This window comes from Saccharopolyspora soli, assembly GCF_022678645.1.
Taxonomy (GTDB): domain Bacteria; phylum Actinomycetota; class Actinomycetes; order Mycobacteriales; family Pseudonocardiaceae; genus Saccharopolyspora; species Saccharopolyspora soli.
Window position 1 is genome coordinate 1 of record NZ_JALBWV010000123.1, and the last position, 10,858, is coordinate 10,858.

Genomic DNA, 10,858 nt, shown 5'->3' on the forward strand with positions numbered 1-10,858 from the left:
CCCGGGGCCTCGGCACTAACCCCCACCCGACCCCCCCGCCCCGCCCCGGGGGGGGGTCGTGTGGGCAATGGGCCGCCTGGCCCACATTTCCCACCCACGACAGCATTTGACCACCGTTTGTGTCATTCCGATCTCTGGCGATCGTCGAGTGCCCGTTGGCGAAGCAAAGGCGAATGTGGCTGCTGACAGTAGTAGATCCCTATGTGCGACTAATGCGGGACTCTCATGAACGACGACGATCCGGACGCCGGACTTGTGGTCGAAATCTGGCGCCTCTTCAAGTTAGCAGGTGTGCGCGATGACATCGCAATCGCCCGGTTTCATCAGCTCATTGATAGGCACGGATACGGCGAGATGCGCAAGGTATTGGTCGCCGTTGCTCCAGAGGAAGTCGCCAACGTCCCACTGCGGTGGGCGGGAAGCGAGCACGTATCTGATGGGCCCACCGAGATCCCCTTGGCTGAGCCGTCCTGAACGTGACGTCGGCGCGTGAGGTCACTACCAAGACGACTGCGGCTGAGGTCGGTGCAGAACGTCCCCGCTTCCAACGTGTGACCGTTTACCGCAGGCATTCCCCAGGGATCACAGGCATGAGTTCCCAGCGGACCGGTTGGCGGGAAACGGCACACGCCCAACGGGCATGACTGAAAAGCGAATGCGCCCTACGCCCATTCCGGCGACGAACCGCATCTGTTCGGCGCCATGTCCGACCTGGTCGCTGCGCGATTCCCGAGCCTCCAATCATCCACAGTGGATCGGATTCGGCGTGCACCACGCCTCGACCGGATAGTCCTTTCGTCTGAGCACTGCTGGCCTATCGGCCGGTGATCGCTGGCCTTTCGGTCGATGTTCGCCGGATTTCGCCTGGTTAACGTCGCTGCCGTGACATTCCCGCCGAACACGAGGAGTTGGGCTATGGCCCGTACACCGAAGCAGAAGCGGACGAGCAAACGTCGATCAGCCGCGCTGATCGGCGTTCTCAGCGCCGCCGCTGTCGCGACAGCGGCGCTGGCGCCCGTCGCGGCGGCGTCCGACGAACCCCGACCGCTGGTGATCGGCGGCCATGACGCCACCGAGGAGTACCCGTTCATGGCGTCATTACAGGTGGCGGGCAGCCACAACTGCGGTGCGTCACTGATCCGGCCGGACTGGCTGGTCACCGCCGCGCACTGCGTCGCGTCCGGCACCGACCCGGCCAGCCTGAACGTGCGCGTCGGCAGCAACGATCGCACCACGGGCGGCAGCGAGGCCCGCGTCACCCAGATCATCGTCCACCCCGACTACGCCCCACCAGCACCGGGCGGAGACATCGCGCTGCTCAAGCTCGACCACCCGGTGCCGCAGCAGCCGATCCAGCTCGCCGACGGCTCCGGCGCGCCCGGCACCGCCACCCGGATCCTGGGCTGGGGCCTGACCTGCGACCGCCAGGACAACTGCTCCGACCTGCCGATCACCTTGCAGGAGTTGGACACCAAACTGGTGGACGACGGCCAGTGCGCCGAAATCGACGGACCCCGCGAACTGTGCACCGACAGCGACACCCCCGACGCGCAGGCTTGCAACGGCGATTCCGGTGGCCCCCAGCTCATCGGCAGGCCTGGCGACTGGCGACTGATCGGAGCGACCAGCCGCGACGGTGACCAGGACCCACGCTGCTCCACCGGAACGGGCATCTGGACCGACGCCACCAGCTACGCCGACTGGATCCAGCAGAACGTCGGAAGTTGACGGTTCATCGTCGCGGCAGGGCCCGATGTGGCGTCCCGGCAATGGCGGGAGCTGAATGCCACATCGGGCACCGGGCTGGACGCCGTGCTGAGCGCGTCCCTCGCGCGGCTCTGTCACGAACGTGTCATCGAAAGCTCGCCGCTGTGTGAAGAAACTGTTGTGATCCAGTTGGGAAGCATTTAATCCGAGCGATTTCCGATCTGGCGGCCGGACAATCAGTACAGGCTCTGCGGGAAGGTGAAGACTGTGCACGATGCGTCCACCGCTGGTCGACCGGCGACCGGCAAACACAGGTGGCTGCGGCGGATCCTGTGGGTCACCTTGTCCACAATGGTCGGGGTGCTCCTCGTCGGCCTGGTTGCGTTCGGCGTCGGATACGTGATCTGGGAGGTTCCCGAGCCGCAGGTGGTCGCCAACAGCACGCAGCAGTCGATCGTGCTCAAGTACTCCGACCAGACCGAGATGACCAGGATCGTCCCAGACACCGGAAACCGCACCATGATCCGCGATCTGAACGAGGTTTCCGAGCCGATGCGGCAGGCGACCCTGGCCGCCGAGGATGCTTCCTTCTACCGAAACCGAGGATTCGACTTCCTGGGCATCCTGCGCGCCGTGTACGCCCAGCTCACCGGCAGCCCAGGTGGCGGTTCCACGCTGACCCAGCAGTACATCAAGCTGGCCACCGGCAACGACGAGCACAGCTATTCCCGCAAGTTCAAGGAAATCGTGCTGGCGGTCAAGATGACCAACGAACACCCCAAGGACGAGATCCTCAAGGCGTATCTCAACACCGCGTACTACGGCCGCGGCGCTTGGGGCATCCACGCCGCCGCGAACGCCTACTTCGGCAAGCTGCCTCGCGACCTGGACGCGTCCGAAGCGGCCCTGCTGGCAGGTGCGGTGCAGAAGCCGAACGACCACGACCCGCGGGTGAACGAAGTCGGGGCGGCGCGCCGTTGGACGTACGTGGCCAACCAGATGCTGAGCAATCACATGGTCGACCCCGCGCAACGCGCGCTGATGAAGCTGCCGGTGACGCGCGAGCGGTTCGCCTGGCGCGGTGAGCAGATGTCCGGCTCGTTGTTCCACATCAGGGAAAGGGTGTTGCAAGAGCTCGAAAACGCCGATATCACCACCCAGCAACTGCACCAGTTCGGCGGCACGATCATCACCACGATCGATCGCAACGCGCAGCGCGTCGCGGAGGACTCGGTCGCCGAAGTGACCGGTGGCCAACCGCAGAACCTCCGAACCGCGCTGGTGGCGATCGAACCGGATACCGGTTCCGTCCGCGCCTACCACAGCGGTGGGCAGATCGGTGGCTTCGACTGGGCTCAAGCGGCACAGCCACCCGGTCCGGCGATCAATGCGTTCGTCGCGGCCGCGGGCCTGATGCAGGGGTACGGCATCGGCGAGGTCTACGACGGCAGTTCACCGCAGGAGATCGCGGGTGCCACCTACCGCAACGCCACCGGCGGCTGCCCGGACATCTCGAAGTGCAGCGTGCGGACCGCGATGTCCCAGTCGGTCTCGACCGCTTTCGTGAACATGGCGGTGAAGTTCGGCCCGGACAAGGTGCGGGACGCCGCGGTGCGGGCCGGGATTTCCCCGGTCATCAACGACAAGCCAGCCATGCAGCGCGCGGATGGTGTGGTCGAGCCGCGCATCGCGATGGGCGACTACCCGGTGAGCACCGCTGACGTGGCGGGTGGCTACGCGACACTCGCCGCCGACGGAATCCGGCACGAGACGCACTTCGTCCAGCAGGTGTTGAGCAGCAGCGGAAGCGAGATGTACAGCTTCCGGTCGAAGCCGCGCAGCGCGTTCACCGATAATCCCGTGCTGAGCAAGAACATCGCCGGGAACGTCACGGAGGCCCTTCTCGGGGACGAACGGGCAGCTGAGCCCGGTACCAGAGATCGCCAGGTCGCAGGGGTGCGCGGCATCGCCCAGTTCAACGGCTCCGCGGACAAGGCGATGGCGGTGTGGACGGCGGGCTACACGCCGCAGATCGCCGTGGCGGTTTCGATCAGCGCCAGCGATGAGAAGAACCAATCGGTGCCGGTGCTGGACTCGGATGGCCGGATGTTGAGCGATGCGAACCCGAGCCGGATCAGCGCCGAGTTCATGACGGCATACCTGGCGAACAAACCAACCGAGAATTTCCCGGACGTCAAACCCATCGGCCGCTACCGAGACCCGACCATGCCCCCAGAAAGAATGCCAGCGCCGCCGGTCCCGCTGATGTCCTCGGCCTATCGCGCCCAACGCTGACCGCACCCAGCAGCGATCGAGATGTCAGGCGAATGGTCGCTGCTGGGGGTTGGTTCTGGCGATGAGGACGGCTGCGCAGAGCAGCGGAATGACACCGATGAGGATGGGCGCGTGGATGCCCGCGGCGGCGGCTAGGGCGCCTCCGGCGAGCGCGCCGATGGCGGCGGCACTTCGGCCGACCGTGAGGTAGGTGCTGTTGACGCGGCCCAGCATGTCGATCGGAGAACGGCGTTGGCGCACGGTCATCGAGGTGACGTTGAAGGCGGCGAAGGCGCCGCCGCTGCAGACGAGGGTGACGGACGTGACGACCATGCTGCTGGTCAGCCCGAGCGCGAGCTGCGCGACAGCCATGGTGATCACCGTTGTGGTCAACATGCGCGCGGCGCCGATTCGGGAGGTCAGCCGGGCGCAGCTGACGCCAGCAACGATGCCGCCGATCGCGCCGAGGCCCAGCAGGAGACCGTAGACGGCAGCGCTTTGGTCCAGGACCTGGGTCACGTACAGCACCAGGATCGCCAGGAACGCCCCGTCCGCCACGGCGACCAGGGCAACCGCGACCACCAGGTTCCGCACCAGGCGGTCGCGGCGCAGCCAAGCTAGTCCCACATTCAGATCGCGCACGGTCGACCGCAGCAGACCCGCAGGTTCCCGCGGTCGTCGAGGGGCGGCGAAGATGCTCGGCAGGGTCAGCAGGAGCAGGATCGAGAGCCCGAGACCGCCCGCGTTCAAGGCGAACGGCAGCGCGGCAGCGATACCGAACAGCCAGCCACCGACCGCCGGACCGGCGAGCTCGTCCCCGACCAGCCTTCCGGCCACGAGGCGGCCATTGGCGCGTTCGAGCTCGTCCTCGCCGACGAGCCTCGGCACCGCTGTCGCCGCCGCAGTGTCGCGCACCAACGCGCCCACTCCGGTGGCGAAGGCCGTCAGGTAGATCAGCGGCAGGCTCAGGGCACCCCCGGCAACCGCGAGTGCCAGCGCGGCGATCACCACCGCGCGGATCACGTCGACCATGACCATTGTCGCCCGCAGGTCGTGGCGGTCCACGATGGCGCCAGCACCCAGGCCGATCAGAATCCACGGCAGCCCCTGAACAGCCGTCACGGCGGCAACGGCGGCTGGCGAATTCGTCACCTGGAGCGCCAGCAACGGAAATGCCGCTAGCCGAACACCATCACCGAAATCGGCGAGGAACGCGGACAGCCAGTACCGCGAGAAGGCGGCCCGCGACAACCCGGCAGCGCTCATGGACATCGGTCGATCATCGCAGGAACACCCCGGCGCCGCACGCCTCCCCATTTTCCTATTATGTGGGAGTTTCTTTCCATAATGTGGGCGCGTCGGATAGTGTGCGGTGCATGCATTGCGATCCGCCGTACTACGACTGGTTGTCGGACGTGTCCACGTCCGGGTTTTCCCTGGTGCGCTTGCTGAACCCGCAGCCGGGTGAGCAGGTGCTCGACGTTTCCTGTCGTACCGGCGAGCTCACCGCTGCGATCGCCGACCAGGGGTCCGTCGCCAAAGGGGTTTGCGGTGACCCCGGAAAGATCGACAAGGCTCGCAGCTCGTACCCGCATGCCGAGTTCGAAGTCTCCAATGCCTACGAGCTGGCGGCCGATAACCCGTACGACGCCGTTTTCTGCTATGCGGCACTGCATTGGTTGCCACGACCGGAAGACGCGCTCGCCTCGGTGCACGGCGTCCTGCGGCCGGGCGGTCGGTTCGTCGCCGAAATGGGTGCCGCGGGCAACTGGACCGCCTTGATCGATGGATTGCGGCAGGCGGCCGACGCGGTCGGACTCCCGCGCCACGTGCCGCTGCCCTGGCACTTCCCGACTGCCGCCGAGCAGGCCGCTCTGCTGGAATCCGCGGGCTTCCGCGTCCGGATGCTGGAATGCCTGGACAGGTCGACGCCCATGGTCGACTGTCCGCGTGGTGCGGAGGACTGGTGGCGAACGGTGGGCTCGCCCGTGCTGGCCGCCTACCCGTCCGAACACGTGGATGAACTGCTGGTCAAGGCAACCGATTTCACCCGTGCCACGCTGATGGGATCCGACGGGACGTGGCACGCGGACGGAACGCGGCTGCGGTTCGTCGCCGAAGCGGTCTGAGAGCCGTCCACACAGGACTGATCGAATATCGGGCGCTCAGGCGTGTTGGTTGCCGATGACGGACAGCAGCTGGAGTTTTTCGTAGCTCTCGCTGCCCGGTGATGCGGTGTAGACCACGAGCAGTTGGGACTGGTCGGGGTCGATCAGGGTCTGGCAGTGCAGTTCGAGCAGTCCGAGCTGCGGGTGCTGGATGCGTTTCGGTGGGCAGTACGGGCCGGTGACCGGATGCTCGCGCCAGATATCGGCGAATTCCGGGCTCGCCGCGAACAGGGCATCGACGATCTCGGCCGCGCGCGATTCCGGCCCGCCGTGCGTGTACATCCGGTGCAGGTTCGCCGCGATCAGCCGGGTGTACGTGGGGTGGTCCTCCTCGGGGTAGACCAGCCGCGCGGCCGGGTCGGTGAACCACCGGTAGTGCAGGCTGCGCGCCAGCCCGGTGTAGGCGGTCTCGTCGCCGAGCAGCGCCGCCGACAGCCGGGTCTGCCGCAGGGTCTCGCCGAGGTAGGTCACGACCTGGGCGGCTGCGTCTTCGAGTCCGTCGAAGATGCGCATCATCCCCGGATTGATGTGGTCGGTGCGCAGGGTGCGCAGCGGGGTGGCGTATCCGGCGAGGTGGAACAGGTGGTCGCGCTCCTCCAAGGAGAGGCGCAGACCGCGGGCGAGCGAGGCGAGCATCTGCTCCGACGGGTGCGGCCCGCGTCGCTGTTCGAGCCTGCTGTAGTAGTCGATCGACATATCGGACAGCACGGCGACTTCTTCGCGGCGCAGCCCGCCGGTGCGCCGCCGCCTGCCGCGGGGCAGCCCCACGTCCTCGGGTTGCAGCGCCTCCCGCCGGGCGCGCAGGAAGTCGGCGAGCCGGGCTCGGTCCACGGCGTCCACGCTCCTCGCGATGCTGTTCGGCTCCAGGATGGCCGCGACGGCTGGCCGGATCCATGTACTGCTGGTGCTGAGATGCGAGTCACAGCGGTCGGGGAGCGGATCCACGGATCAGGAGAACATGGTTGCGGGCCTCCGGTGGCAGCACGATCGGGCCATGAGCCCGCCGTGCTCAACACCCATCGACTCGACCCGGCTGACACGCCGTCGAGGAACCTCTCGAAACCCGCGCCGCCACCAGCGGCCCACGATCATCCAAATAGGACAGTTATGCGACGAGTTCTCAAGTTGGTAGCAGCAGTTCTGCTGCTACCCGTGCTGGTGCCCTTTTCGGCCGGTGCGGCAGCGAAACCCGCGGACCCCGCCCCGCTGGCGTGTTCGGCCATGTCCGTCTCCGCTCCGCCTGGCGCGGGCGTGGAGTCGGTGACGGCCGTCCGCCAGGAAGGCGGCACCGTGACATTCCCCGTCCAGCCGCCCTCGACGGAACCGCCCCCGCCGATAACCGGAGTTCCGGCCTACTGCGACATAACGGTCACCCTCAACCATCCCGGCGCCAACGACCACGCGCGCGTCAAGGTCCTACTGCCGGAGTCCGGCTGGACGGGCCGTTTCCAGGCGGTCGGTGGCAGTGGCTACGCGGCTGGCGACTTCGGAGCGCCCTTGGTCGCGGCGGTGAAGAACGGCTACGCCGCCGCGTCCACCGACGCGGGTGTCACCTTGTCGTTCCTCGACACCAGCGCATGGGCGTTGACCGCGGACGGCCAGGTGAACCTCCCGCTGCTGCAGAACTTCGCCTCCCGGTCGATGCACGACCTGGCGGTCGTCGGCAAGGAGGTGACCGCGAAGTTCTACGGTCGGGCGGCTGACTTCTCCTACTGGAACGGCTGCTCGACGGGCGGTCGGCAGGGGTACGTCGAAGCGCAGCAGCACCCCGATGATTTTGACGGCATCCTGGCCAACGCACCGGCCATCAACTGGGACCGGTTCGCGGTCGCCACGCTGTGGCCGCAGGTGGTGATGAACCAGGAGCACAACTTCCCCACCGCTTGCGAGTTCAAGGCGTTCAAGGACGCGGCCGTGCAGTCCTGCGACGCTCATGACGGCGTCACCGACGGCATCATCGGACAGCCGCAGAACTGCGACTACGACCCGAAGCAGCTCGTCGGCAAGACGATCGTCTGCGACGGCGAGCAGGTGACCATTTCAGCAGCGGACGCCGACGTCGTTCGCAAGATCTGGGACGGGCCCCAGCCACTGTGGTTCGGACTTCCCGAAGGGGCGGATTTCAGCGGACTGGCCAGCACCGTCACGGCTGCGGACGGAACCATGTCGGCGCCCGGTTTCCCCATCGCCAAGAACTGGGTCCAGACCTTCCTGAAGCAGCAGCCCGACTTCGACACCGCCACCATCAGCTACGACCAGTTCACCGAGCTCTTCCGGCAGTCCCAGCGGCAGTACAACGACATCATCGGCACCGACGACCCGGACCTGTCCGCGTTCCGCGAGGCGGGCGGCAAGATGATCACCTGGCAGGGCCTCGCCGACACCCTGATCCCACCCCAGGGCACGATCGACTACCGCCAGCGGGTGGACCAGGTGATGGGCGGCACCAGCCGGGTCGACAGCTTCTACCGCTTGTTCCTGGCGCCGGGCGTCGCCCACTGCGGAGGGGGCACCGGTCCGGTGCCCACCGATGCGCTCGCCGCGCTGGTGAACTGGGTGGAGCACGGCACGGCGCCGAACACGCTGCCCGCAGCTGCCACCGACGCCACGGGGAAGACCGTCACCCGCGACCTGTGCCGCTACCCGAAGGTCGCCAGCTATACCGGGCACGGCGACCCCGCTGACGCCGCCAGTTACCGCTGCACGACGCCCTGACGCCCGTGTGCAGGTGGTCGCGGCGAGCACGAGGTCCTCGATGCTGGAGATGAAGTCGGTGTTGCCGCTGTGGTCGTGAGTGGAAATGGTTGCTATGGCGGCCGTTGCCACTCACGACCTCTCACCTGCATGGCATCCGTGCCCACCGACCAGCACGCTGCCGAGATGGCACACCGGGTGTCGCTCCGGCTGGGAGCGGCACCCGGTGTGACGTCCATCGGTCGATTGGCGGGATCAGCCCCTGGGGTCGAACGGGATGTCCTGCGGCTTGGCGTTTTCCAGGTTGCCCTCGAAACTTCCGTCCTTGATTCCCAAGCTGGCATTGCCGAAGTCGGCCGACGTCAGCTTGTCCCGGACACCGGAGGGGAAGTTGTCCCAGCCGACCAATGCCGGGTACTGCCAGGCGCCCTTGTGGTTCTCCGGCTGCTCGTCGCCGCTGGCGAAGCGGAAGGCGTGCGTGCCGGGTTCGTCCTTGTGGTACACGATTTTGGCGTGGCTTCCCTCGAAGGAGACCTCCGAGGCGGGTTTGGTGTCGTAATCGCCGTGCGCGGACGCCGACACGTACTTCGCTTCGTCGTTCTGCACCCACACGATGACGTGCTCGATGTCGTGCCGGTGCCCGCCGAACGCGCCGCTGCCGTGCACGACCTGGTCCTTTTCGAAGTACAGGTCGTACATGTAGGCGCACCAGTCGTTGTTGCACTTGCTGCGGGAGTACGAGTTGGTGTTGTCGAGGTCGGACTCGTCGTGGCAGTTGCCGTTAGTATCGCCAGCCAGATCCAAACCCGGCGCCACCGTGCCATCCGACCCGACGGCGGGGGTGGGATAACAACCATCCCCGTCGTAGTCGAAAGCCGGTTGCCACTTGCTGTCGGCTTCGGGTGCGCTGGAAGGCAGTGCGGCGGGAGGATCCGCCAACGCTGCGGCCGGAGGCAAACCGAAGACCAACAGGGCGGCGCCGATCAGGGAACCGATGACGAAAGACGGCTTTCCGGTGCGGCCGAACAGACCGGATCTACCAGCCCGGTGGCCCCGGTTTCCGTCCCAACTGCGGGACATGCTGTGCTCCTTGCGTCGTCGACTGCATGACGACGGCGACGCTATGCACCGGCATTCGTCCCAACATCAACTGAAGGACTGAGTTCGGCGGTCCGAAGGGCCGATCTTCCAGACCCGATCCCGGCCGATCGGCCGATTGATCGCGGGGCTGCCCCTTCCAAACGGCAATTTTGGTGAATCCGCGGTAACGCAGCGGGAAACCCCGGGCCACATTAGACGGTCGACCGAGGATAGTACGGCGGGAAATCTAGTTCGCGGAAGGCCTTGTCGAGAAACGTCCTCGACGGGGTTCGCCGCTGCTGCCCATCTCGGCTGCCGGGCCTCGACCACGGCACCCGGTAAGCCTTGAATTCGATCAAGGTCGAGGTCTTGTCGTCGCTCCGGCTGAGCACCGATCAACCCGAGGAGCAGTGATGACCACTCGTCCGCCAGCCCACGCCAGTCGCCCAGAATTGAGCGGCGCTAATCCCGGAGGTTGTGCGCTCGAACTGCCACGGCCTCCGGCAATTCCGAATGCACGCCACTGCCGTCGAGCATGTCCATCAGCAGTGTGAGGTAGCGCTGCCATCCTTCGTCGCCGTTTTCGAAGGAGGGCAGCGTCCCCACCAGCATCAGCACCAGTCGCGGTGTGTCCTCCGCGACCAGGTCGGGTCGGAAGAGGCCGATTTCCTGCCCCTGCCGGATCAGCTCGCTGACCGGCTCGAAAAAACGTTGCGCGAGGTCCATCGTCATCGCCCCGGCATCGGAGGCCGCGGTTAGCACAGGGCTCTCCTTCGCGGCGGGGGGGGGGGGGGGGGGGGGCCCCCCCCCGCCCCCCCCCCCCCCCCCGCCCGGGGCCCCCCCCCCCCCCCCCCCCCCCCCCGGGGGCCCCGGGGGGGGGGGGCGCCCCCCCCGGGGGCCGCCCCCCCCCCCCCCCCCACGACCCCATCCAGGTG

At 67.0% G+C, this 10,858-nt stretch carries 9 protein-coding genes; 5 read left to right on the forward strand and 4 right to left on the reverse strand.

The window, feature by feature from the left end; all coding sequences use genetic code 11:
* Positions 1-225: 225 nt before the first annotated feature.
* The 3 genes from MOQ72_RS42930 (at position 226) to MOQ72_RS42940 (ending at position 4,002) form a co-directional block, all read left to right on the forward strand.
* Entirely contained in the window at positions 226-474 is a 249-nt protein-coding gene (locus tag MOQ72_RS42930) for a hypothetical protein (RefSeq protein ID WP_242191815.1), read from the forward strand.
* A gap of 441 nt (positions 475-915) precedes the next feature.
* The gene (locus MOQ72_RS42935; protein ID WP_242191816.1) at positions 916-1,728 is read left to right on the forward strand and encodes a S1 family peptidase; all 813 of its coding nucleotides are present in this window, start codon (positions 916-918) and stop codon (positions 1,726-1,728) included.
* A 246-nt stretch (positions 1,729-1,974) separates the two neighbouring features.
* A complete protein-coding gene (locus tag MOQ72_RS42940) occupies positions 1,975-4,002 on the forward strand; it encodes a transglycosylase domain-containing protein (protein ID WP_242191817.1) in 2,028 nt (675 codons plus the stop codon).
* A gap of 24 nt (positions 4,003-4,026) precedes the next feature.
* Here the strand turns inward: MOQ72_RS42940 and MOQ72_RS42945 are convergent, their stop codons facing one another.
* Positions 4,027-5,253, reverse strand: a complete 1,227-nt coding sequence (locus tag MOQ72_RS42945; RefSeq protein ID WP_242191818.1) for an MFS transporter — start codon at positions 5,251-5,253, stop codon at positions 4,027-4,029.
* Positions 5,254-5,357: 104 nt separating this feature from the next.
* On the opposite strand from MOQ72_RS42945, the gene MOQ72_RS42950 reads away from it, so the two are divergent.
* Positions 5,358-6,110 (forward strand): class I SAM-dependent methyltransferase, encoded by a 753-nt coding sequence (locus MOQ72_RS42950; RefSeq protein ID WP_242191819.1) that lies wholly within the window; start codon positions 5,358-5,360, stop codon positions 6,108-6,110.
* A gap of 36 nt (positions 6,111-6,146) precedes the next feature.
* On the opposite strand, the gene MOQ72_RS42955 is transcribed toward MOQ72_RS42950, so the two are convergent.
* Positions 6,147-6,980 (reverse strand): helix-turn-helix transcriptional regulator, encoded by an 834-nt coding sequence (locus MOQ72_RS42955; protein WP_242191823.1) that lies wholly within the window; start codon positions 6,978-6,980, stop codon positions 6,147-6,149.
* A gap of 276 nt (positions 6,981-7,256) precedes the next feature.
* On the opposite strand from MOQ72_RS42955, the gene MOQ72_RS42960 reads away from it, so the two are divergent.
* Positions 7,257-8,864 carry a tannase/feruloyl esterase family alpha/beta hydrolase gene (locus MOQ72_RS42960; RefSeq protein WP_242191820.1) on the forward strand — a complete coding sequence of 536 codons (1,608 nt, stop codon included), beginning with the start codon at positions 7,257-7,259 and terminating at the stop codon, positions 8,862-8,864.
* A gap of 234 nt (positions 8,865-9,098) precedes the next feature.
* Here the strand turns inward: MOQ72_RS42960 and MOQ72_RS42965 are convergent, their stop codons facing one another.
* Positions 9,099-9,923, reverse strand: a complete 825-nt coding sequence (locus MOQ72_RS42965) for an NPP1 family protein (protein ID WP_242191821.1) — start codon at positions 9,921-9,923, stop codon at positions 9,099-9,101.
* 462 nt (positions 9,924-10,385) lie between these two features.
* Positions 10,386-10,685, reverse strand: coding sequence for a hypothetical protein (locus MOQ72_RS42970; RefSeq protein ID WP_242191822.1), 300 nt, complete (start codon positions 10,683-10,685; stop codon positions 10,386-10,388).
* Positions 10,686-10,858: the final 173 nt, after the last annotated feature.

Excerpts from the sequence above, each read along its gene's own strand:
- MOQ72_RS42930 (WP_242191815.1), top strand. The coding sequence starts at position 226 with ATGAACGACGACGATCCGGACGCCGGACTTGTGGTCGAAATCTGGCGC.
- MOQ72_RS42960 (WP_242191820.1), top strand. The coding sequence starts at position 7,257 with ATGCGACGAGTTCTCAAGTTGGTAGCAGCAGTTCTGCTGCTACCCGTG.
- MOQ72_RS42965 (WP_242191821.1), bottom strand. The coding sequence starts at position 9,923 with ATGTCCCGCAGTTGGGACGGAAACCGGGGCCACCGGGCTGGTAGATCC.
- MOQ72_RS42945 (WP_242191818.1), bottom strand. The coding sequence starts at position 5,253 with ATGTCCATGAGCGCTGCCGGGTTGTCGCGGGCCGCCTTCTCGCGGTAC.
- MOQ72_RS42935 (WP_242191816.1), top strand. The coding sequence starts at position 916 with ATGGCCCGTACACCGAAGCAGAAGCGGACGAGCAAACGTCGATCAGCC.
- MOQ72_RS42950 (WP_242191819.1), top strand. The coding sequence starts at position 5,358 with ATGCATTGCGATCCGCCGTACTACGACTGGTTGTCGGACGTGTCCACG.